At 71.7% G+C, this 24,876-nt stretch carries 15 protein-coding genes and 2 pseudogenes; 10 read left to right on the plus strand and 7 right to left on the minus strand.

All coding sequences use genetic code 11. The features are described 5' to 3' along the window. Positions 1–9: 9 nt before the first annotated feature. Positions 10–1,548 (minus strand): ABC transporter substrate-binding protein, encoded by a 1,539-nt coding sequence (locus tag PV963_RS42385; protein ID WP_274821747.1) that lies wholly within the window; start codon positions 1,546–1,548, stop codon positions 10–12. Between the two features lie 216 nt (positions 1,549–1,764). Between PV963_RS42385 and PV963_RS42390 the strand changes: the two genes are divergently transcribed. Then, a complete protein-coding gene (locus tag PV963_RS42390; protein ID WP_274821748.1) occupies positions 1,765–4,926 on the plus strand; it encodes an RICIN domain-containing protein in 3,162 nt (1,053 codons plus the stop codon). Positions 4,927–4,980: 54 nt separating this feature from the next. Here the strand turns inward: PV963_RS42390 and PV963_RS42395 are convergent, their stop codons facing one another. Then, complete coding sequence (locus PV963_RS42395) at positions 4,981–6,435, minus strand: glyceraldehyde-3-phosphate dehydrogenase (protein WP_274821749.1); 1,455 nt, start codon at positions 6,433–6,435, stop codon at positions 4,981–4,983. A 193-nt stretch (positions 6,436–6,628) separates the two neighbouring features. Here PV963_RS42395 and PV963_RS42400 point away from each other — a divergent pair, with 193 nt between their 5' ends. Further along, a complete protein-coding gene (locus tag PV963_RS42400) occupies positions 6,629–7,516 on the plus strand; it encodes a hypothetical protein (RefSeq protein WP_274821750.1) in 888 nt (295 codons plus the stop codon). 103 nt (positions 7,517–7,619) lie between these two features. On the opposite strand, the pseudogene PV963_RS42405 reads toward PV963_RS42400, so the two are convergent. Together PV963_RS42405 and PV963_RS42410 are read right to left on the minus strand one after the other, a co-directional pair. Next, positions 7,620–9,712: pseudogene (locus PV963_RS42405) on the minus strand (3-hydroxybutyrate oligomer hydrolase family protein). 12 nt (positions 9,713–9,724) lie between these two features. Then, on the minus strand, positions 9,725–11,062 hold the full coding sequence (locus PV963_RS42410; protein WP_274821751.1) for a CitMHS family transporter: 1,338 nt from the start codon (positions 11,060–11,062) through the stop codon (positions 9,725–9,727). Between the two features lie 180 nt (positions 11,063–11,242). On the opposite strand from PV963_RS42410, the gene PV963_RS42415 reads away from it, so the two are divergent. The 6 genes from PV963_RS42415 (at position 11,243) to PV963_RS42440 (ending at position 19,572) form a co-directional block, all read left to right on the plus strand. Continuing rightward, positions 11,243–12,166: a LysR family transcriptional regulator gene (locus PV963_RS42415; RefSeq protein ID WP_274821752.1), complete on the plus strand. Its 924-nt coding sequence runs from the start codon at positions 11,243–11,245 to the stop codon at positions 12,164–12,166. 140 nt (positions 12,167–12,306) lie between these two features. Next, positions 12,307–13,512, plus strand: coding sequence for a CaiB/BaiF CoA transferase family protein (locus PV963_RS42420; RefSeq protein ID WP_425541053.1), 1,206 nt, complete (start codon positions 12,307–12,309; stop codon positions 13,510–13,512). 1,006 nt (positions 13,513–14,518) lie between these two features. Next, the gene (locus PV963_RS42425) at positions 14,519–15,736 is read left to right on the plus strand and encodes an HpcH/HpaI aldolase/citrate lyase family protein (RefSeq protein WP_274821754.1); all 1,218 of its coding nucleotides are present in this window, start codon (positions 14,519–14,521) and stop codon (positions 15,734–15,736) included. A 178-nt stretch (positions 15,737–15,914) separates the two neighbouring features. After that, positions 15,915–16,352 (plus strand): Fur family transcriptional regulator, encoded by a 438-nt coding sequence (locus PV963_RS42430; RefSeq protein ID WP_274821755.1) that lies wholly within the window; start codon positions 15,915–15,917, stop codon positions 16,350–16,352. A 51-nt stretch (positions 16,353–16,403) separates the two neighbouring features. Then, on the plus strand, positions 16,404–18,629 hold the full coding sequence (gene katG / locus PV963_RS42435) for a catalase/peroxidase HPI (protein ID WP_274821756.1): 2,226 nt from the start codon (positions 16,404–16,406) through the stop codon (positions 18,627–18,629). Positions 18,630–18,795: 166 nt separating this feature from the next. Continuing rightward, complete coding sequence (locus PV963_RS42440) at positions 18,796–19,572, plus strand: carbonic anhydrase (RefSeq protein ID WP_425540997.1); 777 nt, start codon at positions 18,796–18,798, stop codon at positions 19,570–19,572. A gap of 47 nt (positions 19,573–19,619) precedes the next feature. Here PV963_RS42440 and PV963_RS42445 read toward each other — a convergent pair whose 3' ends face one another. Together PV963_RS42445 and PV963_RS42450 are read right to left on the minus strand one after the other, a co-directional pair. Then, on the minus strand, positions 19,620–21,032 hold the full coding sequence (locus tag PV963_RS42445; protein ID WP_274821757.1) for a Tat pathway signal sequence domain protein: 1,413 nt from the start codon (positions 21,030–21,032) through the stop codon (positions 19,620–19,622). Between the two features lie 115 nt (positions 21,033–21,147). Continuing rightward, the gene (locus PV963_RS42450; protein ID WP_274821758.1) at positions 21,148–22,866 is read right to left on the minus strand and encodes a VanW family protein; all 1,719 of its coding nucleotides are present in this window, start codon (positions 22,864–22,866) and stop codon (positions 21,148–21,150) included. A 230-nt stretch (positions 22,867–23,096) separates the two neighbouring features. On the opposite strand from PV963_RS42450, the pseudogene PV963_RS42455 reads away from it, so the two are divergent. Together PV963_RS42455 and PV963_RS42460 are read left to right on the plus strand one after the other, a co-directional pair. Continuing rightward, positions 23,097–23,339 (plus strand): annotated as a pseudogene (locus tag PV963_RS42455) (glycosyltransferase family 4 protein); the annotation flags it as partial. 527 nt (positions 23,340–23,866) lie between these two features. After that, the gene (locus PV963_RS42460) at positions 23,867–24,529 is read left to right on the plus strand and encodes a YceI family protein (RefSeq protein ID WP_274821759.1); all 663 of its coding nucleotides are present in this window, start codon (positions 23,867–23,869) and stop codon (positions 24,527–24,529) included. Between the two features lie 26 nt (positions 24,530–24,555). On the opposite strand, the gene PV963_RS42465 is transcribed toward PV963_RS42460, so the two are convergent. After that, the gene (locus PV963_RS42465; RefSeq protein ID WP_274821760.1) at positions 24,556–24,867 is read right to left on the minus strand and encodes a molybdenum cofactor biosysynthesis protein; all 312 of its coding nucleotides are present in this window, start codon (positions 24,865–24,867) and stop codon (positions 24,556–24,558) included. Positions 24,868–24,876 lie beyond the last annotated feature (9 nt).

The following is a 24,876-nucleotide window of genomic DNA, read 5'->3' on the forward strand; positions in this document are numbered from 1 at the left end:
CGTCCTCCCTCAGTCCGCGCGCCGCATGTCGGCGAGCCGCATCTCGTCGTTGGTGGCCGGGTCGGGCTCGTAGCGGACCTTGGGGGAGAGGGCCAGCAGGCCGGTCATGTTGGCCATGACGGCGTCCCGTACGACCTTGTCGTTCTGGTGGGCGAACGCGTCCGCGAACGCCTGCTGCCGTTTCCCGCCCGAGGCGAGCTCGGCCCGTTCGATGAGCGTGTCGAGCGCGTCGGTGCCGTAGCTGCTCTGGGCGCCCTCGCTGCCGTAGATCTGCCCCATCGTGAACGCGGCGTCCCCCGCCTGGTTGCCGTGCTGCGCCTGGAGCAGGGTGGGGCCGGTGTCGGCGGGGAAGGGGCGCAGCAGGTACTCCAGCCAGGCGTTGACGTCGAGCATCTTGATCCTGACCTTCAGCCCGGCCTTGATCAGGCCGTCCTGGACGACCTCCATCGCCTCGGCGGCCTTCGGGTAGATGCCGTTGCGGCCGATGATGGTGAGCGTGGTGTCGGTCCGTACTCCGTCGGCGCGGGCCTCGGCGACGAGTTCCCGGGCGCGGTCCGGGTCGTAGGGCCACGGCCGGAGGCGCGGGTTGTGGCCGGTGACGCCCTTGGCCACGAGTTGGCCGGTGGGCCGGCCGGCGAAGACCGCCGTGACCAGACCCTCCCGGTCGATGGCGTAGTTGACGGCCTGCCGGATCCGGATGTCGTCCAGGGGCGGCTTGGTGGCGTCCATCCGCAGGTACGAGACCTCATTGGTGGTGAACTCGACGGCCCGGTCGCCCGCCCCGTCCTCCGGCGCGAGCCCGATCGCGACATCCGCCTCGTTGTTCGTCACCATCGCCGCGCGCACACTGCCCTCGGCGCGCCAGACATAGGTGGCGGCGGCGAAGTCGGGGGTCTGGCCCCAGTAGCCGGGGAAGCGCTTGAGCCGCAGGTACCGGCCCTGGTTCCAGTCGTCGATCCGGTAGGGCCCCGTGCCGACCGGCTCGCGCACGCGGGAGTCGGGGTCGGTGCTCGTCGGCACGATCTCGACGAAGGACAGGCGCAGCGGCAGGATCGGGTCGGGCTTCGCCGTGGTGATGCGGAGCGTGGTGTCGTCGACGGGCGTGGCGGTGAACTCGCTGTCCGCGAAGATGTAGCCGTCGACGTTGCAGTCGATCCCCGAGTCCGTGGCGCGCTTGACGGAGAACGCGGCCGCGGCCGCCGTGAACGGCGAACCGTCGTGGAAGGTGACACCCCTGCGGAGGGTGAAGGTCCACGAAGTGGCCGAATCGCGGGTCCACTTGGTGGCGAGGGCGGGTTCCAGGCGTCCGGTGGACGGTTCGCGCTCGGTGAGCGCCTCCGTGATGTTGGCGCGTGTCACCCGGCCCGTCGCGGTCAGCGAGGCGTCACAGGGTTCGAGCGTCGGCGGTTCCTCGGGCAGGACGACGCGCAGGGCGTCCGGGCCGCCGCCGATGGGGTCGGCACCGGCCACCGAGCAGCCGGAGGCGGCGAGCAGGACGGCGAGGGACGCGACGATCGGACGACTGCGGGATAAGCCTGAACCGGTCACTGCGCCTCCGCGTTCACTCGCGTACACAACAGAGAACGTCGTTTAGATATGTGGACGATCGTGGGCGATCATTATTGGACCGGCGAGGTGGAGCGCGTCAAGGGGTGTGCGCCGGTTCCCAACTCGTCGCACCTCTTGACGTGTTGATTGCCGTCCTAAAACATTCGGGAAGCTCGATTGGTTCTGCGCGGTTCTGTTCGCTCTCGAAGGGAATTCATGTCCAGCAGACATCGCCTCGCCCGGGCACTGGCGGCCGGCGTCCCCCTGGTTCTCGGCGCGGGACTCGTGACCGCACCCCCTGCCGCTGCCGCCGAACCGCCCGGCAGCGCGGTCACGGTACGGATCGACCCGTCCTACCGGCAGCAGGAGTTCGAGGGGTGGGGGACGAGCCTCGTCTGGTTCGCCAACATCACCGGCCGCTACCCGGAACCCATCCGGCAGAAGCTCGCAGACATGCTGTTCGGCGAGGACGGCCTCCGCCTCAACATCGCGCGCTACAACATCGGCGGCGGCAACGCCCCGGACGTCCGCAAGGACTACATGAAGACCGGCGCGACGATGGACGGCTTCTGGAAGGCCCCCGAGGGCACCACCAGGGAGGACACCGACTGGTGGAACCCCGACAACCCCGACCACTGGGACTGGTCCGCCGACCCGGGCCAGCGCTGGTGGATGGACCGCGTCAAGAAGAAGGTGACCCGCTGGGAGGCGTTCAGCAACTCCCCGCCCTGGTTCCAGACCGTCAGCGGCTACGTCTCGGGCGGCTTCGACGCCAACACCGACCAGATACGTGCCGACCGCGTCGACGACTTCGCCACCTACCTGGTCAAGGTGACCGAGCAGCTGGAGAAGAAGCACCGCATCAAGTTCGACACCATCGCCCCGCTCAACGAGCCCAACACCAACTACTGGGGCACCCAGATCGGCCCCGACGGACAGCCCACCGGCGGCCGCCAGGAGGGCGCGCACGCCGGCCCGGAGCTCCAGCAGAAGGTCGTCCTGGCCCTGCACCGCGCACTGGAGAAGGCGAGAACCCGCGCGACGATCTCCGCGATGGACGAGACGAACCCGAGCACCTTCGTGCGCAACTGGAACGCCTACGACGGCTCCGCCCGCGCCGCCGTCGACCAGCTCAACGTGCACACGTACGGCACCGGCATGCGCACCAGCGCCCGGGACAGCGCCAAGGCCGCGGACAAGCCGTTCTGGATGAGCGAGGTCGAGGGCACCTGGGGGACCGGCACCGACTTCACCGGCATGGAACCGGGGCTCGGCATCGCCACCCGGGTCGTCGAGGACATCCGTGAACTGGAGCCGTCCGCCTGGGTGTTGTGGCAGCCCGTCGAGGACTCCATCCCCCAGGCGGCGGCCGGCAAGAACTGGGGCAGCATCCACATCCCGTTCAACTGCACCGCGAAGGACACCCTGGAGACCTGCCCGATCAAGGCCAACACCAAGTTCCACACCCTGCGCAACTTCACCCACCACATCCGGCCCGGCGACCACTTCGTCAAGGCCGACGACCCCTCCAGCGTCGCCGCCGTACGCAAGTCCGGCCGCGGGGCCACCGTCGTGCACGTCAACAGCGGCACGACCCCACGCGCCGTCACCCTGGACCTCTCGCGGTTCAAGCGTGTCGCCCCCGGCGCCACCGTCACACCCGTGGTGACCAGCACCGGCGGAGCGCTCGTCCGCGGCACCGCGGTGAAGGTGAAGGACGACTCCGCCACGGTGACCGTCCCGGCGAAGTCGGTCACCACCCTCCTCGTCGACGGCGTGTCCGGCACCGCCGAGGACGCCGCGCTCGTCCAGCCCGGCCACGTCTACCGACTCCAGGGAGCGCAGAGCGGCAAGTCCCTCGCCCCGTCCACCGACGGCGACGGCGTCGTGGTCCGTACGGCGAACCCGGCTGCCAAGTCCCAGCTGTGGTCCGTGAAACAGCTGACCCGTGGCGAAGGCAACCGTGAGCGCTACGCCCTCGTGAACGCCGAGACGGGCAGGCGCCTCGCCGTACGCGACAACGAGGCCGTTCTGGAAGACGCCGACACCTCGGCCGGGCAGTGGATCATGTCGACCACCGGGGACGGCACCTGGACCTTCGTCAACGCCGCCACGGGTCGGCTGCTCGACGTCGTCGGACAGTCGACGGCGGACGGCGCCCGCGTGTCGGCCCTCCTCCCGACCTCCAACGCGAGCCAGCGCTGGGCCGTGACCGACGAGACGGTGCTGCGCACCCAGCCGGCCAAGGCGTTCACCGTCCCCGGCCGCGTACCCGAATTGCCCGGCACCGTGACACCCGTCTTCCGGGACGGCGCACGGGGCGCCCTCCCCGTGCGGTGGACGCTGCCCTCCGAGGCACGCTGGAGCAAGCCCGGAACGGTACGGGTGAAGGGCAGGGCGACCGACGCCCTCGGACGGACCGTCCGCGCCGAGGCGGTCGTCACCGTGGACACCATCGCCTCCACCCTCCCGGCCCGCGCCAAGACCTACACCGCCGGACGGCCCGGCCTGCCCGCCACCGTCACCGGCGTCGGACGGCACGGCGGAACCGCCGAGCTCCCCGTCACCTGGGACCCCGCACCCGGCGGCGCGTTCGACGACGCCGGAGTGGTGACCCTGCGCGGCACCGCCCACGTCCCCGGCGGCGCCGAGGCGGCGGCGACCGTACGCGTCCAGGTCACCGCACCCCGGGAGCAGAACGCCGCGCCCGACGAGGGCGTGACGGTCGGCGCGACCTACACCGAGAGCGGGTACTCCGCCGAGGGCCTGCGCAACGGAAACACGTCCGAGAAGGCCTGGTCGAACTGGAGGTCCGGCACCAAGAACCCGTCCGACACCATCACCTTCACCCTGCCCGAGGCACGCGATCTGACCCGGGTCGTGACCCACTTCCACCGCGACGGCACCAACGTCAGCTTCGCGGAGTCCCTCAAGGTGCAGGTGCGCGGGTCCGACGGCACCTGGACCGACGCGAGCGAAACCGTGCCCGTCGGCACCGAGGGCACGCCCGTCGCCGACGTCCCGGTGCGCACCTCCGGCCCGGTGACCGGGGTACGCGTGGTCATGACGGCCCGCCCGGGCGGCTACATCACCCTCGGTGAGATCGAGCTCTTCGCCCGGACACCCGGCGCATCCTCGGACGCCGCCGCCGCGTCGATCGAGGTGGACGGCGTGGCGATCGGCGGCTTCGACCCGGACCGGACCGGCTACCGGGTGACCACCGACCGCCCGGACCGGGCGAAGGTCACCGCCACACCGCGCGACCCGTACGCGCGCGTGACCGTCCGCGAGGAGACATCACGCGTGGCCGTCGTGACCGTGAGCAGCGAGGACGGCTCGAAGACACGGCAGTACAGGATCGAGCTGACCCGCTCCTGACGCATGGGAACGCGGGGCGTGGCAGCCGGACACGCCCCGCGTCGTCCCCAGGGCTCAGACCGCCGGAGCCGGGTACGTCGGGTACTCCACCCCGGACACGTGCTGCACGACACGGATGACCTGGCAGGAGTAGCCGAACTCGTTGTCGTACCAGAGGTAGAGGATGGCGTTGTCGCCCTCGACCTTGGTGGCGCCGGCGTCGACGATCGAGGCGTGGCGCGAGCCGATGAAGTCGCTGGAGACCGCGTCGGGGGCGCTGATGAAGTCGATCTGGCGCTTCAGCGGCGAGGTCAGGGACACCTCGCGCAGGTAGTCGAGGACCTCCTGACGGGTGGTCTCCCGCGCGAGCTGCAGGTTGAGGATCGCGATGGACACGTCCGGCACCGGGACCCGGATGGAGCTGCCGGTGATCTTCGCCTTGAGGTCGGGCAGCGCCTTGGCGACGGCGGAGGCGGCACCCGTCTCGGTGATGACCATGTTGAGCGGCGCACTGCGGCCCCGGCGCTCGGACTTGTGGTAGTTGTCCAGCAGGTTCTGGTCGTTGGTGAACGAGTGGACGGTCTCCACGTGGCCGCGCTGGACCCCGAACTCGTCGTCCATCGCCTTCAGCGGCGGCACTATGGCGTTAGTGGTGCAGGACGCGCAGGACAGGATCTGCTCGTCCGGCTTGATCGTGTCGTGGTTGACGCCGTGCACGATGTTCGGGACGTCGCCCTTGCCGGGCGCGGTCAGCACGACCTTGTCGATGCCCGGGCGCAGGTGCGTGGACAGGCCCTCGCGGTCGCGCCACTTGCCGGTGTTGTCGATGAGGATGGCGTCCTTGATGCCGTACGCCGTGTAGTCCACCTCGGACGGGTCGTTCGCGTAGATGACCTTGATCGCGTTGCCGTTGGCGACGATCGTGCTGTTCGCCTCGTCGACGGTGATCGTGCCCTGGAACTGGCCGTGGATGGAGTCGCGGCGCAGCAGCGAGGCGCGCTTGACGATATCCTCGGCGGCCCGCTCGCCTCCGCCCCGCACGACGATGGCCCGCAGCCGCAGACCGTTGCCCGAACCGGCCTTCTCGATCAGCAGCCGGGCCACGAGCCGGCCGATGCGGCCGAAGCCGTACAGGACGACGTCACGCCCCTCGCGGCGCTCGATCTTGTTGGCTCCGGTGGCACCGGCGACGGCCTCGGCGGTGAACTCGGCGACCGACAGACCGCGGTCGTCCTCGCGGTACGTCGCGGCGAGCATGCCGATGTCGATCTGGGACGGCCCGAGGTCCAGCTCGGCCAGGGTCTTCAGGAACGGCAGCGTCTCGGTGACCGAGAGCTCCGCGCCGGCGATCTGCCGGGCGAACCGGTGGGTCTTCAGGATGCTGACCACCGACTTGTTCACCAGGGAGCGGCTGTGCAGCAGGACGGTCACGTCCCGCTCCCGGTGCAGCTTCCCGATGATCGGGATCATCGACTCCGCGATCTCCTCGCGGTTCTTCCAGTTGGTGAACGAGTCGTCGTTGACAGTCACAGATCCATCTTTCGAGCTAGGCGGCGCTCATATGTTAAACCGTCGATTTCTGGATCATGAACGGGGTGCCCCTGGAGCGTTCTGCCGCCGCCGAACAGCCCAGCTCCAGGAGCCCCTCACAGCGTCGCCTGGGAGGATCGGAAGCAGAGCTCCACGCGACTCGGAACAGAGCCCCCACGCGAAAGGGACGCTCATGGACTTCGACGCTGTGGCCGACGAGTTGTACGCCCTGCGGCCGGAGGAGTTCACCGCCGCCCGCTCCTCGGCCGTGGCCGCCGCCCGCACCGCCGGCGACCGGGAACTCGCCGAGCGGATCGGCGCGTTGCGCAAACCCAGCCTCGCCGCCTGGGCCAGCAACCTCCTGGTCCGCAGCCGGCCCGGCGATGTCGAGCCCCTGCTGCGTCTGGGCGAAGGCCTACGGCACGCCCACCGCGCCCTGGACCGCACACAACTGCGCGAACTGAGCCGGCAGCAGCACGCGCTCATCCGCGCCCTGTCCGCTCAGGTCCGGCAGCTCGCCGCCGAGGCCGGCCATCCGATCGGCGAAGGCGCGCAGCGCGAGGTCGAGACGACCCTGCACGCCGTCCTGGCCGACCCTGAGGCCGCCGAGGCATGGGCGAGCGGCCGGCTGACCAAGCCGCTCAGTGCCGCCGTCGGCTTCCCGGCCGTCGCGCAGAGCGCCGTCACGGAGAGCGCCGGGACGCAGCGCCGCCCATCCGCCGCGACGGTCCCCTCCCGCCCGTACCGCAAGGCCGACGAGCAACAGCGGCGGCGGCTGGCCCAGGCACGGCGGGAGGCCGAGGCCGCCGCCCGTGAGCTGCGGGCGCTGAGGGACGAGGCGGCGGCCGCCGGCCGGGCCGCGGAGGAGGCGACACGGCAGGTGGACCGCCTCCAGCGGCGCGTCGGCGAGCTCAGCGAAGAACTCGCCCGCACCAGGGAGGAGCACGAGCAGGCTCGCTTCGCCGAGCGGTCGGCCCGGGAACGGGCGCGCACGACCGATCGCCGCGTCCGCGAAGCCGATCGCAAAGCCGCGACGGCCGCCGCCCAGGTCGAACGCCTGACCTCGTCGGACGATCGATAGGCGGGTTCGTCGGACGACCGATGGGCGAACTCGTCGGACGATCGATGGGCGGGTTCGTCGGACGACCGATGGGCGGGCCGGTTCTCGTGGGGCGGGCGGGTTGTCAGTCGGGCACCTGGACCGCTCCGGACCGCACGCGGATGCGGTCCCCGGGCGCGGGCGACAGCGGGACGGGCGGCACGTTGGCCCGGGTGAGAGCGGGCGCGTGGCCGGGCTCGCCCCCGCGCGGCACGGTCCGTACGACCTGGCTGGGCGGCAGCGGACGGCCCTCGGTGAGCCGGGCCCACATCAGGTCGAGTGCCTGCTGGAAGTAGAAGCCGAGCGGGACGTAGCGGTTGTCGTAGCCGGGCGCGGTGCTGTCGCTGTGGTGGGCGTGCCTGATCTCCAGGTAGGACAGCGCGCTTGTGCCGTGCTCTGCGCGGGAGTTGAGCCCGAGGTAGGGCCGGGAAGCGTGGTTGACCGGGACCCGTGTGTCGTCGCGGCCGTGCACGATCAGGGCGGGTTTGCCGTGCAGGTCGCCGTCGCGCCGGGTCGCGTCGAGGCCCCGGCCCACCCGACGTGCCCACGCCCGTTCCTCAAGGGTCGCGGCCTCGCCGGGGAACGCGAGCCGGTAGGCGCACAGCTCACCGTCGAGGTTGTAGTCGGGTGTGCCGTCCGGTCCGACGGACTGCCGGTCGGCGACCGGCCCGCCGAGCGAGTCGTCGTCGACGAGGGTGCCGGGGGAGGGGGCCCGCCCGCCGCTGGTGGCGTAGGCGGCGGCGAGCTGGGCCCGGGTGTAGGGCGCGGGGCGGCCGGAGGCGCCGGTCGCCGCCCAGCTGTAGCCGCACAGCGCGTCGGTGACCGAGGCGCGGGCGAGGCTCATCTCGTACGACACGGGCGTCTGCGGGTCGTAGTGCGAGGCCTGCAAGTACGCGGACCGCGCCTGGAACCCGGCCCGGACCAGCGCCTGCTGCGCCAGAGTCGGCAGCCCGCGCACTCCGGCGCGCTCGGCGTCACGCCGCAGGATCAGCCGGGGGTCGTCGCCCACCAGGTCAGAGCAGCGCCGCCGTGCCGTTCGCGGATCGAAGGACGAGTAGCCCGGCGCCGAGGGCTCGGTGAGCACCGCGCACGGCTGGAGGAGCGAGGCCAGCGACGCGTACCGGACGAGCGGCAGCCCGGCGTTCGGCACCCGCTGCCCGCCCTGCTCGACGGTGACGCCGCGCAGCGGGGCGAGGTTCAGCTGCGGCTCCGAAGCCACGACCGCGTCGATCAGGCCGTGCCGGTCCTCCTCGCCGGCGGCGACGGCGGCCCACCGCCGTTGGAGACGCCCGCCGCCATCACCGTCGTGGTCGCGGGCGTGTACCCGGCGGCGGGTGCGCCCTCCCGCCAGTCGCGGTTGAGCAGGGCGAGGGCGAGTTCCACCGAGCGCAGTACGTCGCGTCCCCAGCCGGCTTGGGGGTTCTGCCGGGAGTGCGCCTGCCTGAAGGCGACCCGGTAGGGCCGGCGCGCGTCGTACCGGCGGCGTGCGCTGTCGTCGAGCCCGCTGTCGAAGGCCGCCCGGGAACGGGTCCGCGTGCGGAGGCCGGTCGTGCCGTCGGTGGCCATGACGGTGTCGGAGTGCAGGTCGTGGAAGGCCGGGCCCATGCCCTTGTCGGTGAGGGCGACCGCGAAGCGGTGGTGCAGTCCCCAGGCTCCCGCGCCGCCGACGCCGTTGTACACGTTCGCCAGACCGGTCGCCGACGCGGCCACGACACAGGGCCGTGCGCGGTCGAAATCCGCGGGAACCTGGACGACGAAACCGACGCTCCGCGCGCCCGTGGCGACGGTGGCGGTGTACTCCGTGCCCGCGACCTTCCCGGCACCGGGAACCGGTCTGCCGTCGGTGCCGATGTTCGGCCCGTACAGCCGTCCCAGCCCGCCCGCGTCGCTCCCGGAGAGCCCCGCCGCGGCCCACACGGCCCACCGCCGCAGCTCGGCCGGCGTGCGACGGGCGGGGTCGGCCACGGCCGGGGGAGTGGCACGGCGCAGCCCCGGGAAACCGAGCCCGGCGGTGAGCAGGTCGTCGTCGCGGCCGTCGTACGTGCGCGAGGTGACGGAACCGACGAAGGACGGCAGACCGCTGCCCCGGTCCGCACGGGCGGTGGACCCGGGCAGGGCGGAGGTCGCGAGCGACACGGCGAGCAGCAGCGGGACGAACCGCGGGGGGCGGGCGGGCATGCCGATCCTCCGTCACAGGGAGAGGGCGCCGGTCAGGACGGCACCGGCGGTCATCACGAGCGTGGTGGCGAAGGCCCAGCGGAAGATGAAGCGCTGGTGCTCGCCGAGCTGGACGCCGCTCATGCCGACCAGGATGAACGTGGCGGCGGTGAGCGGGCTGAGCGGGAAACCCGTCGTCATCTGGCCGAGGACGGCGGCCCGGGCGACCTCGGCCGGGTCGGTGCCGAAGCCGTGGGCCGTCTGGGCGAGGACGGGCAGGACACCGAAGTAGTAGGCGTCCGGGGTGAAGACCAGACTCAGCGGCATGCCCGTGACGGCCACGAGGACCGGCAGATGGCCGCCGAGGGAGTCCGGTATCACGGACACGAGCGCCCCGGCCATGTCGTCGATCATCCCGGTCCCGGTGAGGACCCCGGTGAACACACCGGCCGCGAAGATCATCGTGGTCACGAGGACGACGTTCTTCGCGTGCCGGTCGAGCAGCGCCTGCTGCTGTTCCCACGTGGGGTGGTTGACCAGGAGGGCCACCGCGAACCCGAGGACGAACAGCACCGGCAGCGGCATGACCTCCAGGATCAGAGCCACGAGGAGCACGACGGTCAGCAGCAGGTTGAAGACCGTCAGCCAGAGCGGCACGGACGCCGCGACCCGGACGGCACCCGGCCCGTCACCGGGCGCCGGGGCCGTTGCGGGAACCGGCTCGCCGGCGGCGGCTTCCTCACCCGGCCCGGTGAGCGCGCCCAGACGCCGCCGCTCCCTGCGGCCGATCAGCCAGGACGCCACCAGAACCCACGCGATCCCGAGCCCCATCGCGGGCAGCACGGGCGTGAAGACGTCCGAACTCTCCAGCTTCAGCGCCGCCATGGCACGCACCGTCGGCCCGCCCCAGGGAATCATGTTCATCACGCCCGCCCCCAGGCAGACGACCCCGGACAGCACCAGCGGACTCATGCCCAGCTTGCGGTAGACGGGCAGCAGCGCGGAGACGGTGATGAGGAACGTGGAGGCCCCGTCGCCGTCCAGGGCCACGCACAGGGTGAGGACGGCGGTGGCGACCGTGACGCGCAGTGGATCGCCCTTGGCCAGCCGCAGCAGACCGCGGATCAGCGGATCGAACAGACCCGCGTCCACCATGAGGCTGAAGTACAGAACGGCGAAGGCGATCATGATGCCGGTCGGCGCCACCTTCGACAGCCCGTCGAGCACCATCCCGCCCAGCTCGCCCGCGAACCCGCCCGCCAGTGCCGCGAGCACCGGAAGCACCACCAGCGCGACCAGCACCGAGACGCGTCTGGTCATGGTGAGCAACAGGAACAGGGCGATCGTGGCGAAGCCCAGGGCTGCCGGCATGGTGGCGCTCGCTTTCTCGGGTCGCTCTCCCCGGCGCGTCGGGGAGAGCGGGGCGTAGCGGGGCGTACGGGGATAGCCGAGAGTGTCCGAGCGCCGGATGATCCATGTCCAGCATCAAACCGGCATCTGTCCATGCGATCCACGCATCAATCGGCTCGCTCTGACGTACGCTTCCCGGCCATGGATGCCACCCTGCGTCAACTGACGGCGTACGCGGCCGTCGCCCGGGCGACGAGTTTCACCGCGGCGGCCGCCCAGTTGGGCGTCTCGCAGTCCTCCCTCAGCCGGGCGGTCGCCGAACTGGAGCGGCAGGTCGGCGCCCAACTGCTCGAACGCGACACGCGCAACGTGCAGTTGACCGCCGCCGGCAGGGAAGCGCTGCGGATCGCCGAACAGATACTCGGCGCCCACCGGGCCGGGATGAAGGAACTGGACCGCTTCCTGCTCGGCGAGTCCGGCACGGTCGCCGTCGCGACCCTGCCCTCCGTCGCCGCGGTGCTGCTTCCGCAGGTCATCTCCGGCTTCCGCGGGGACCGGCCGCGCGTGGCCGTACGCCTGCTGGACGGCCTCGAACGGGCCGTGCTGAACCGGGTTCTGTCCGGCGACGCGGACTTCGCGATCACGACGGTCGGTGTGCCGCCCGAGCGGCTGGAGCACCGGCCGCTGGTGCGCGACCGTTTCGTCGCGGTCCTGCGCGAGGACCATCCGCTCGCCGCCCGCGACGAAATCGGCTGGGCGGACCTGGCCCGTGAGCCGTTCCTCGCCGTCGGACGCGACTCGAGCGTGCGGCGGCTGACGGACGCCGCGTTCGGCCAGGTCGACGCGCAGGCCGTGCCGGCGGCTGAGGCCGGCAGTGTCGCCACGGTGGGCGGACTGGTCGCCGCCGGCCTCGGCGTGAGCGCCTTGCCCGCTCTGGTGCTGCCCCTGCTGGGCACCGGGCCCTTCGTGTTCCGGCCGCTCGTCGACCCCGTGGTCGACCGGCGCCTCGACATCGCCCTGCGCGCACGCCGCAGCCTCCCGCGCGTCACCGAGCACTTTCTGGAGACGCTCGAGGACTTCCGCGCCCAGGGCAGGGACCTGCCGCCGGGAGTCTCCTGGGCCTGAACCGTCGTCGAGAACCCCCATTCATGCACTGGGCGCATGGATTGATGGTGTTCTTTTGCTGGACAGGCATTTCTGCGCCTCGGCAGTCTGAAGAACCGGACCAGCTGAGCCGAGGGGACGCATCCGTGCGGGACAAGGACATGCCGAACGCCACCGGGCAGGGGCAGTTGTGCGGGCTGAAAGTGGTCGAGTTCGCTCATGTGGTGGCCGGCCCGCTCGCGGGTTCGATGCTCGCCGACCAGGGCGCGGACGTGGTCCACGTCGAACCCCCGGGCGCCGGTGACGCCGCCCGCGCGATGGGGCCCCGGCGCAACGGTGTTCCCCTGTGGTTCAAGGTGGCCGCCCGCAACAAGCGCTCCGTCACGCTCGACCTGCATCACGAGGCGGGCCGTGCGGTCGCCCACCGCCTCGTCGCCTGGGCGGACGTCGTCATCGTCACCCTGCGCGCCGGGCGCCTGCGCCGCTGGGGCCTCGACTGGGAGTCCGTGCACCGGATCAATCCCAAGGCCGTCCTGCTCCAGATCTCCGGCTTCGGTGCCACCTCCAGCCAGGCCGACGCCCCCGGCTTCGGCAAGATGGGCGAGGCCCGCAGCGGCGTCGTCCACCTGACCGGTTCCCCCGACGGGCCGCCCGTCCACACCGGCTTCTCCCACGGTGACGCCGTGACCGGCCTGATGGGCGCCTACGCCGTCCTCGCCGCCCTCCACCGGCGCGACCACGACCCGGGCTTCGACGGCGAGTGGATCGACCTCGCCCTGTTCGAGCCCCTGTTCCGGCTCGTGGAGTGGCAGGTCATCGTCCACGACCAGCTGGGAACCGTGCCGCAGCGCTCCGGCAACCAACTGGCGGTCGCGCCCGCCGCCGTGATCAACACCTACCGCTCCCGCGACGAGCAGTGGATCACGGTGACCTCCGCGACCCTGCGCTCGGTGCGCAACGTGGCCCGGCTGCTGGGCCTGCCGGAGGAGGAGTTCGCCACGTCCGAGCAACAGCACGCCCGGCGCGGGGAGTTGGACGACGGCCTGCGGGCGTGGGTGGCCGACCGCACCGCCGCCGAGTGCCTGGAGGCCTTCGCCCGCGCCGAGGTGGTGGCCTCCCGGGTGTTCGACGCGGCCGACATCGCCGCCGACCCGGTCTACGCCGAGCGCGGCGACATCGTCACCGTGGACGACCCCGACCTGGGCGACGTCCGCATGCAGGCGGTCATCCCGCACTTCCGGCAACGCCCCGGCCGCATCTGGCGCACGGGCCCCGCGCTGGGGCAGGACAACGACCTCGTGTACCGGAACTGGCTCGGGCTGAGCGATCAGGAACTGGCCGAGTTGGAGAAGAACGATGTCGTCTGAATCCCGCCTCCGCACTACCGACGCCGCCCACGCGCCTGGCGCTGGTGAGGTGCGTGCGGCTGCGACCGGCGAGGCCCGCACGCCTGCGATCGGGGGTGCCCGCACTCCTGCCGCCGGTGAGGCGCGCCCGGCTGCGGCTGACGGTGCGTGGGCGCCTGGCGCTGGCGAGGGGCGCGCGGCTGCCGCCGGCGAGGCCTGCGCGCCTGCTGCCGGCCAGGCGCGCCCGGTTGCCATCGACTCCGCCTGCGCACCTGCCGCTGGTGAGGGGCGTCCGGTTGTGACCGGCGCCGCCCGTGCGCCTGCCGCTGGCGAGGCCTGCGCGGCTGCTGGCGGTGAGACGGGCCCGGTTGCCGGCGACGTCTCGCGCGCGCCTGGCATTGGCGAGCCACGTCCGGTTGCGACCGGCGGCGCCCGCGCGCCTGGCCCTTGTGAGGGACACCCGCCGAGCATCGGCACCGCCCACGCGCCTGGCACTGACGAGGCGCGCCCGGCTGCGCTCGGCATGGCCCGCGTGCCTGGCAGTGGCGAGGCCTGTGCGCCTGCCGTCGCCGAGACGCGTCCGGTTGCGACCGGCGAGGCCTGTGCGCCTGCTATCGGCGAGGCAGGCCTGGCTGCCAGTGACGTCTCCCGCCCGTCCGGCACTGACGACGCGTGTCCGGTTGCGCTCGGCATGGCCCGCGTGCCTGGCAGTGGCGAGGCCTGTGCGCCTGCCGTCGCCGAGACGCGTCCGGTTGCGACCGGCGAGGCCTGTGCGCCTGCTATCGGCGAGGCAGGCCTGGCTGCCAGTGACGTCTCCCGCCCGTCCGGCACTGACGACGCGTGTCCGGTTGCGCTCGGCATGGCCCGCGTGCCTGGCAGTGGCGAGGCCTGTGCGCCTGCCGTCGCCGAGACGCGTCCGGTTGCGACCGGCGAGGCCTGTGCGCCTGCTATCGGCGAGGCAGGCCTGGCTGCCAGTGACGTCTCCCGCCCGTCCGGCACTGACGACGCGTGTCCGGTTGCGCTCGGCATGGCCCGCGTGCCTGGCAGTGGCGAGGCCTGTGCGCCTGCCGTCGCCGAGACGCGTCCGGTTGCGACCGGCGGCGCCCGCGCGCCTGCCACCGGCGATGCACGCCCGCCGACCACCGACCCTGCCCGCCGGTCTGGCACCGGCGACGCGCGCCAGGCTGCCTCCGACGCCACCCGCACGCCGACCACCGGCAAGGCGCGCCCGCCGACCAGCGGCACCGCCCGCAAACCTGCCACCGACAAGGCGCGCCCGCCGACCACCGGCACCGCCCGCACACCCACCACCCACGAGCCCCGCCTCACCACCCACGAGCCCCACCCCACAACCCCGCCCCGGTCCCCACTCCGCTCCCTCCTCTTCGTCCCCGGCCACCGCACCGACTGGCTGCCCAAGGCGCGCGCGGCCGGGGCCGATGCCGCCGTGCTCGATCTGGAGGACGCGGTTCCCGGCCCCGACAAGCCGCTCGCCCGCGCCCGGGTGGCCGAGGCCCTGGCGGAGGCCGCCGCGGAACCGGCCGGCGGCATGGCCCTGTTCGTCCGCGTCAACCCGCTCGACGACTGGACCGCCGCCGAGGAACTGCGTGCCGTCGCACGACCCGGACTGGCCGGGGTGGTCCTGCCCAAGGTGCACACCGCCGCCGACGTACGGCTCGCGGACCGTCTGATCGGCTGGTGCGAGCAGGAACACGGCCTGCCCGTCGGCACGACGATCCTCGTCCCGCTGCTGGAGTCGGCCCGCGCCCTGCACGACGCCTACGACATCGCCGCCGCGGCCCCCCGTGTCGCACACGCCGGTGCCCTTACCGCACCCGGCGGCGACGTGGAACGCGCCGTGGGCTACCGCTGGAGCCCGCAGGGCACCGAGACCCTGGCCCTCCGTTCCCGCGTCCTGCTCGACGTCCGGGCCGCCGGAGCGCCGTGCCCGGTGACCGGACTGTGGACGGACATCACCGACCTGACGGGCCTGCGCGCCTTCGCCGAGCAGAACCGCGCCCTCGGCTACGAGGGGATGATGGCCATCCACCCGAGCCACGTCCCCGTGATCAACGAGGTCTTCGCCCCCACCCCCGAAGAGCTCGACCGCTGCGCACGCCTCGTCGCAGCCGTGGAGTCGGCCCAGCGCGACGGCGTCGGCGCCCTCACCTTCGAGGGCCGGATGGTCGACGAGGCCATGGCCGAAACGGCACGTGCGGTGCTGGCGCGACACGGCCACGGCTGACACCATCCCGCCACCGCACCGAAGCGCGATCATGGTGCTGTGACGGAGCTCACAGTGTGTCAACAAGGGTGCCACATCAAGCCGCACCCGCGTCACGCCAGGCCGCACCCGCGCGACACCAAAATTGAACCGTTAGTTTTCTTGAACCGCTCGTGTTTGTGCGGATAGGTTGTCCGCCATGACCGCATCCCGGAACCCGACCACCGCCGAGGAGCTGCGCGGTGCCGGCCTGAGAGTGACGGCCGCCCGCGTCGCACTGCTCGAGGCCGTGCGGGACGGTGATCACCTCGGCGCCGAGGCGATCACCTCCGAGGTACGCGGCCGCGTCGGCCACATCTCCGTCCAAGCCGTGTACGAGGGGCTCCACGCACTCACCGCGGCCGGACTCGTACGCCGCCTCGAACCACCCGGCAGCCCGGCCCTCTACGAGGGACGGGTCGGCGACAACCACCACCACCTCGTGTGCCGGTCCTGCGGGACCGTCGCCGACGTCGACTGCGCGGTCGGCCACGCCCCCTGCCTGACCGCGTCCGACGACCGCGGCTTCGCCGTCGACGAGGCCGAGGTCATCTACTGGGGCCTGTGCCCCGCCTGTTCCACCGCCCGCAGTTCCTGAGCGATGTGATCCACCCGAGCACCGTGATCCACCCCGTCCGGAAGGATTTCCATGACTGAGAACCACGACGCGATCGTCACCGACCCGAAGCAGGAGGAGACGAGCGGCGGCTGTCCGGTGGCGCACGGTCGCGCCCTGCACCCGACCCAGGGCGGCGGCAACCGTCAGTGGTGGCCGGAGCGCCTCAACCTGAAGATCCTTGCCAAGAACCCCGAGGTGGCCAACCCCCTCGGTGAGGGGTTCGACTACGCCGAGGCGTTCCAGGCCCTCGACCTTGAGGCCGTGAAACGGGACATCGCCGAGGTGCTGACCACCTCGCAGGACTGGTGGCCGGCCGACTTCGGCCACTACGGCCCCCTGATGATCCGGATGGCCTGGCACAGCGCGGGCACCTACCGCATCAGCGACGGCCGCGGCGGCGCCGGCGCCGGCCAGCAGCGCTTCGCCCCGCTCAACAGCTGGCCGGACAACGGCAACCTCGACAAGGCCCGCCGTCTGCTGTGGCCGGTCAAGAAGAAGTACGGCCAGAGCATCTCCTGGGCCGACCTCATGATCCTCACCGGCAACGTCGCCCTGGAGCAGATGGGCTTCGAGACCTTCGGCTTCGCCGGCGGCCGCGAGGACGTCTGGGAGCCCGAGGAGGACGTCTACTGGGGCCCCGAGACCACCTGGCTCGACGACAAGCGCTACACCGGCGACCGCGAGCTGGAGAACCCGCTCGGCGCGGTCCAGATGGGTCTCATCTACGTCAACCCGGAGGGCCCGAACGGCAACCCGGACCCGATCGCCGCGGCCCGCGACATCCGTGAGACGTTCCGCCGCATGGCGATGAACGACGAGGAGACCGTCGCCCTGATCGCCGGTGGCCACACCTTCGGCAAGACCCACGGCGCGGGCCCGGCCGACCACGTGGGCGACGACCCCGAGGCCGCCTCCATGGAGGAGCAGGGCCTGGGCTGGCGGAGCACGTACGGCACGGGCAAGGGCGGGGACGCCATCACCTCCGGTCTGGAGGTCACCTGGACCTCGACGCCGACCCAGTGGAGCAACGGGTTCTTCAAGAACCTCTTCGAGTTCGAGTACGAGCTGGAGCAGAGCCCGGCCGGCGCCAACCAGTGGGTGGCGAAGGACGCCCCGGAGATCGTCCCGGACGCCCACGACTCCTCGAAGAAGCACCGCCCGAAGATGCTCACCACCGACCTGGCGCTGCGCTTCGACCCGATCTACGAGCCGATCTCCCGCCGGTTCTACGAGAACCCGCAGGAGTTCGCGGACGCCTTCGCCCGCGCCTGGTTCAAGCTGACCCACCGTGACATGGGCCCGAAGTCGCTGTACCTCGGCCCGGAGGTCCCGGAGGAGACCCTGCTGTGGCAGGACCCGCTGCCGGAGGCCGAGGGCGAGGCCATCGACGCCGGGGACATCGCGACCCTGAAGACCAAGCTCCTCGAGTCGGGTCTGTCCGTCTCGCAGCTGGTGTCCACCGCCTGGGCCTCGGCGTCCACGTTCCGCGGCAGCGACAAGCGCGGCGGTGCCAACGGCGCCCGCATCCGCCTGGAGCCGCAGCGCGGCTGGGAGGTCAACGAGCCCGACGAGCTGGCCCAGGTCCTGCGGGTCCTGGAAGGCATCCAGCAGGAGTTCAACTCCGGCTCCGGTGCCAAGAAGGTCTCCCTGGCCGACCTGATCGTCCTCGGTGGCTCCGCCGCCGTCGAGAAGGCCGCCAAGGAAGCCGGCTTCCAGGTGGAGGTTCCCTTCGCCGCGGGCCGTGTGGACGCGACGGAGGAGCACACCGACGTCGAGTCCTTCGAGGCGCTCGAGCCGACCGCCGACGGGTTCCGCAACTACCACGGCAAGGGCAACCGCCTGCCGGCCGAGTACCTGCTGCTCGACAGGGCGAACCTGCTCACCCTGAGCGCCCCCGAGATGACCGTCCTGGTCGGCGGCCTGCGCGTCCTCGGCGCCAACTACCAGCAGTCCCAGCTCGGCGCGCTCACGAAGACGCCCGGTTCGCTGACCAACGACTTCTTCGTCAACCTGCTCGACCTGGGCACGACGTGGAAGGCGACCTCGGAGGACCAGACCACGTTCGAGGGCCGCGACGCCGCCACGGGCGAGGTGAAGTGGGCCGGCAGCCGCGCCGACCTGGTCTTCGGCTCGAACTCCGAGCTGCGGGCGCTCGCCGAGGTCTACGCGAGCGATGACGCGAAGGAGAAGTTCGTGAACGACTTCGTCGCGGCGTGGGTCAAGGTCATGAACCTGGACCGGTTCGACCTGGTCTGATCACACCCGCCTGACAGGACGCCCCGGGCCGGCCGGCCCGGGGCGTCCCGCGCTTTCTCTGAGAGATCGTCAAGGGCTGTTCAAGGTAAGAGCATCACTTACCCAACTCTCACCATGAAACGGCAAGAACCGCGGCCGGGCCCGGATCCGGGCATACGTTCTGGTCGTGAACTCACCTGCCACCGCTCACAGAGGCGTCGGCCCTGAACCGCACCCCTTCGCCGGTCCACGGCCGACCACAGGCGGCACCGTCCGCCGCACGCTCCTGCGCACCGCGCTGACCGGGGCCGCAGCCCTCGGCCTCACAGCCGCTCGCCCGGCCACCGCCGCCGAGAAAGCCCCCGCCGCCGGGCCGCGGCCCAGCACCCCGCAGGAAGCCCTCGCGGAACTGGCCGCGGGCAACCGCCGCTGGCGCGCCTTCCGCGAACGCCACCCGCACGAAACCCCCGCGACCCGGCAGACGTTGACCACCGCGCAGCACCCCTTCGCGGTCGTGCTCGGCTGCATCGACTCACGTGTGCCCCCGGAGCTGGTCTTCGACCAGGGTCTGGGCGACCTGATGACCGTACGCACCGCCGGCGAGGTCCTGGACGAGGCCGTACTCGGCAGCATTGCCTACGGCGTCCTGGAACTGGGCATACCGCTGGTCGTGGTGCTCGGGCACCAGTCGTGCGGCGCGGTGCGTGCCGCGGTCGAGGCGGAGCGGTCCGGCGGGCGCCTGCCCGCCCACATCCAGTACCTGGCCGACCAGATAAGCCCGGCCATCGACCACACCGTGGACGGGGACGCGCGGATCGACGCCACCGTCGACGCCAACGTCCGCCTCGTCCGCTCCCGGCTGGCCGCGGAGCCCGACCTCGCCGCCAGGATCAGCGCCGGCGCGCTGGCGATCGTCGGCGCCCGCTACGAACTGACCAACCAGGCGGTCCACCGCGTCGGTTGAGGCTCGACCCCGGCCCGCTGTATGCCACAGCGGGCCGGGCCTACCCGTCACGCCCGCAGCGGATTGAAGCGCGCCGCCGCCATCAGGTACCAGGCCGTCGCGCCCGTGTGCCGGTACGGGTAGTAGCCGAAGCCGAACCCGGTGTCCAGCGGACTGCTCGCGGACACCACCCCGGCCCGCTCGGGCAGCGCCTTCCCGCCGACGGTCTGACCGCCGCCCAGCAGCTCCTGGGCCTGCTCGATCGACGCGATCAGCCGCCGGGCGCGCGCCTCGTCACCACGCTTCCCACGGTCCCGCACAGCGAGCGCGAGATGAGCCGTCCCCTCGAACCACACACCGTAGCGGTCGGGTTTGGGCTGCCCCTCCGCGATCGGCGCGTCCTCGTTCGCCACGAGGCTCGCGGAACTGAAGGTGACGCCCTCGTACGACTGCCCGGGGGGCACCGTGCTGTTCGTGCGGCCCGCGTGGTCCCGGACGGCAAGCTCCGCCGCGGCCCAGTCCAGCGCACGGGCGTACCCACCCGTGCGGGAGCCGAGCGCGAGATGGGTCCAGGTCTGGGTGTCCTCGGGAATCGGGGACTTGTTGACGGTCACCCCGTCATTGGTGCCGGTGTAGAAGAAACCTCCGGCCGGCTCCCACATCCGCTTCACGAACGCCTCGGCCCGCCCGCGTCGCTCCAGCCACACCCGGTCACCGGTGAGCCGGGCGAGCCGGCCGAAGAGACACACCAGGTCGGTGTTGTGCTCGGTCGAGGTGAACGGCAGTCTCTGGTTCGCCCCGTCGACCCCGAACTTGTAGCCGCCGAGCGGCTCGTCGGTACGGCCGGTCCGCTCGATCCACTCGCCGATCCGCACGGCACCGGCCAGGAAACGACGCGCCCCGGTACGGCGGGAGAGGGCGCTCAGCGCGATGCCCGCCCAGGCCATGTCGCCCACCGCCGTGCCCGTGAAGCCGAACTGCGTACCGACGTTGGCGGTGCCGTCGGCCCGTACGAAGCCGTCGGGCTGCACAGAGCCGTCGTAGAAGGTGTACGGCCCTACGTTGTAGGCCTGCCGGAGCCTGCCGTCGTCGTACGCCGGGTCGTGCGTCTGGGCGTAGAGCAGGGCGTCGCCCAAGGCCGTCGCCCTGGTCAGGCTCTGCGGCCTCCGCGCCGCGAGGTGGGCCAGGATCGCCAGGGCGTTGTCGTACGTGAACGCGGTGCTGAACAGGCCCGCCTGGTCGGTGTAGCTCTGGGCCAGGCGGATGCTGCCGTGGCCGGGATAGGCATCCATGGCGGCGGCGAGAAAGGCATGTCCCCGGGCCGGGGCCGACAGCGGGCCGGCACCGTCCGAACCGGCGGCGTCCGAACCGGCCGCCAGGGCCTGCCCGGAGCCTGCCGCGGCGATCCCCGCGGCGCTGATGCCGAGGCCGGCACCGATGAGCGAACGCCGGCTCAGCGCCGGGCCTTGTCTGCCAGTCATGAAACTCCTTTGAGAGCGCTCTCAGCACTGGCCGCTCATTGTGCTGGCGCCCTCGGGGCGGGTCAACGCCCCGGCGGGAAAGGAGACTTCCAGGGGAAGGCGAACGGCGGGTGGATCACTCGCAGACGATCTCGTCGCGCGGCGTGTAGTGCGTGCGGAACGGCTCCCGCTTCACTTCCCGGCCGTCGTTGTAGAAGACCCGCTCCACGGTGACGTCGAACCCTTCGAGCGGCGTCTGCGGCACGCACTCCTTGTCGTCGCTCACCTTCTTCTCGGGCTTCTTCACCTCGGTGCGCGGGCCCTTGACCGACTTGATCTCGTCGTACTTCCTGGTGCCGAGGAAGGAGACCGTCACGGACGTGTCCGTGGACTCGGCCTGGATGTAGATCGCCTTGCCGGAGTCGTTGGTGAACCGCAGATCCAGGCTGCCCCAGGCCACCGTCGCCTCGCGGCCCTCCGGGTAGCGCTCGATGTAGAAGGAGTGCGCGCCGTGCTCCACGGGCTTGACCCCGGCGAAGAACAGCGCGTTGTACACGGTCGTCGCCACGGCCGAGACGCCACCGCCCGACGCCTTCGTGAACTGGTCGTTGAGGATGATGATGCCCTCGACGAAGCCGTTGGCCTCGGTGCGCTCGCCGACGGTCCGGTTGAAGCTCCACGTCTCGTCCGGCCTGACGAGGGAGCCGTCGACGAGTTCCACGGCCCGGCCGACGTTCTTGGTGCGGTACTCCGCCGGTTCGAAGTGGACGGTGAAGGAGGACATCGTCTCCGTCAGTCCCAGCTCCGCGGCGTTCTCGCGGGTGATCTCGGGCTGGATCCGGTGCACGGCCACCTCGCCGCTGCGCTCCGCGCCCGACTTGGTGAGCAGCGGCAGCACCGCCTTGCCCAGCGCCGTGTCGGTGACCTCCTGGCCCAACCTGGCGTCCTCGGTGACCACGGCCTTGTCGCCGTCCGGCCGCAGCCTGGCGTTCTCGGCGGTGGTGGTGACGTCCTCCAGGGGACCGGCCACGGCGGGATCGTCGCGCAGCGCCTTGGCGTCCAGCTCCGGTCTCAGTCTTCCGCTGTCGTCCGGCCGCATCGCCAGGTGCTCGCCCAGCACCGCCTGCCCGACCGTGAACCGCTTGCCGCCCGCGGTGAGCGTGACGGGCGCCGACATGGCCGGCCCGGCGAACGCGCGCACGGCCCGCCGTACCTCGTCGGCCGTGACCTTCGGCCGGGTCTCGCGGGCGGGCAGCGGCGTGACCGAGCGGGTGTCGCCGCGCAGGAAGGAGGAGCGCAGCGGGCCGACCGCGCCGTTCACGTCCAGCGCGTACCCCGTGCGGGGTGCGACCTGCTCGACCCGCCCGTCGTCGAAGGCGACGGCACCGTCGCGGACCTTCTGGTCGAGCCCCTTCGCCAGCCGGCCGAGGGCGGCCCTGGCCTTGTCCTCGTCGAGGCGTACGACCGGCTCGATGTCACCGCCCGAGCGGAAGAACCCGCCGATCACGCTGACCGGGTCGGCGCCGGTGCCTGCCGCCCGGTCGACGGTCTCCCGGACGTCGAAGGAGAGCCCGGCGCGCCGTGGATCGACCGTGCCCGTGCGGTCACCGACCTTCACGGACAGTTCCCGCGCCGCGGCCGCCCCCAGATGCCGCTCCAGCTTCCGCACCGCCTCCGCACGGCTGAGGCCGCCGATCTCCACCCCGCGCACCGTCGTGCCGGAGTCGATCTCCCCGCCCGTCAGCATCAGCCCGGCGAGATACAGCCCGCCGACACCCACGGCCAGCGCGCCGCCGGCCAGGGCCAGGGGCGGAAGGGACGTGAGGCGCGGAACGGAGGTTATTCGGGGGCGCATGGGTCTCCCGGAGATCGATGACGACGGTGCACCCGATGACGCGACGCTGCGGGCAAACACATCAAGCTATCCACATCCGGGCGGCAAAGCGGTATGGCCCAGACCACTTATGTCCGAGATCACGCCGGAACCGGCTGGTCCGTGACCACCCTCCTGCAGGGCCACAGAGTGATAACGGCGAACAACTGTCCGGTGGTTGAGGTGGTCTACGCCACCTTGAAGATCTCTGGGACCTCCGGGTGCGGCTGCGCGCGCTGGTGGACCTGCCCAAGGAGGCGGACCATCCGCTGCACCAGAGACCGGCGAAGGTGTTCCCGTCCGCCGAGTACCGCCACCGCCAGTACAGCGAGCTGACCGACCAGCGGATCGGCGAGTGCCTTGAGGCGCTCGACACCGACGTCGTCATCGGCACCCGCCCCGGCCTCAACGTGCACGTCGCGCGGCAGGCCCCGCAGCGCGTCCTGCGCGTCGGCCTGCACGGCGCCGAGCTCCGCGAGGACGCCACCGTACGGCTGCGCCTGCGGGGCAGCGACACCGTACGCGACCTCAGCCCCCGGATCGACGGCGACGGCAGAGGCTTCTCCTTCACGACCGGCCCCGAGGACCTGACGGGCGGCGCAGCGGGCCCGGGCCGGATCTGGGACGCCTTCGTCCGGCCCGCCGCCGATGCGCCGCCGATCAGGATCGGCCGGCTGCTCGACGACGTGGCGGACCGCAAACACGTCTTCGTCTACCCGGCGCTCACGGCGGGCGGATTGTCCTCGCGTCCCTACTACACCGTCGACAACGATCTCGCGATCGAGGTCGCACCGGCCGAATCGCCGATATGCCCGAAATAAAAAACCCTGGACCCCCGGATGGTTATTTCGTCGGTACATCGCGACAGGCATGTGTGGATTCTGTGCAAAGCGGCGGTAAAAAGGTCAGACGCTCGTCCGCAACAGCCGTAAAAGCGAAGGGGACTTGCGGCAATAACGAAACTCAAGTACCTAGATGAATCATGAACCTGTTCAACCGCGTCGTGTCGTCCCGCCGGCAGGCGCCGCCAGCCCCCCCACAGCGTCCCGCAGGCGCACCGGCTTCCCCCACCGCCGTCCTGCCCGACCCCGACCTGGTGAACCTCACCGGCGAATGGGTCGTCGACCCCGCTCACAGCAGGATCGGCTTCTCCGTCCGGCATGCCATGGTGACCACCGTGCGCGGTTGTTTCCTGGAGTACGAAAGCCGTCTCTACTTCGACGCGCGCAACCCCGCCCGGTCACGGGCCGACCTCACACTGTTCACCTCCAGCGTCGACACCGGGGTGGAACAACGCGACGCCCACCTGGTCGGCCGTGACTTCCTCGATGCCGCGACCTATCCGCGTATGCGCTTCACCAGCACCGCGGTGGAACAGGCGGGCGCCGACCTCTATCGCATGTCGGGCGACCTCACCATCAAAGGTATATCGCGGCCGGTCGTACTGGAGATGACCTACATCGGACACGTCACCGACCCCTTCGGATACGAAAGGGTCGGATTCGACGGCACCACCACCATCAACCGCTCCGACTGGGGCCTGACGTACAACAGCAGGCTGGCCGAGGGAGGCGCGATGGTCAGCGAGAAGGTGCGTCTGCAACTCGACATCGCCGCCATCCGCACGGCCCCGGCGGCCGGCTGAGCACACGCCGGGTGCAGGGGTACGCCTCATGGCCCGGCGTCGTCGGGCCCGGCCACGACGCGGAACCTCGCCGGGCCCAGCGTGATCACCCCGTCGCTCAGCGGCGTGCACCGCGCACCGCCCGGCCCGCGCAGGGCGCGCTGGGCGCCGGGGCCGATGGTCACGTCCATCCAGGCACAGGGCCGGGCCGGCCGGTGCACGGCGAACACCACCGGCCCGGTGCCGCAGTCGAGGGCGATCGTCGATCCGACGCAGGAGTCGATGTCGGCACCTTTGAGCAGGACGTTGCGGCGGGTGTGCCGGAGGTCGGCGCCGGCCGGGAGGTTCTCCGCGGCCATGAGGGTCAC

This window comes from Streptomyces coeruleorubidus (assembly GCF_028885415.1).
In the GTDB taxonomy this organism is placed as follows: Bacteria; Actinomycetota; Actinomycetes; order Streptomycetales; family Streptomycetaceae; genus Streptomyces; species Streptomyces coeruleorubidus_A.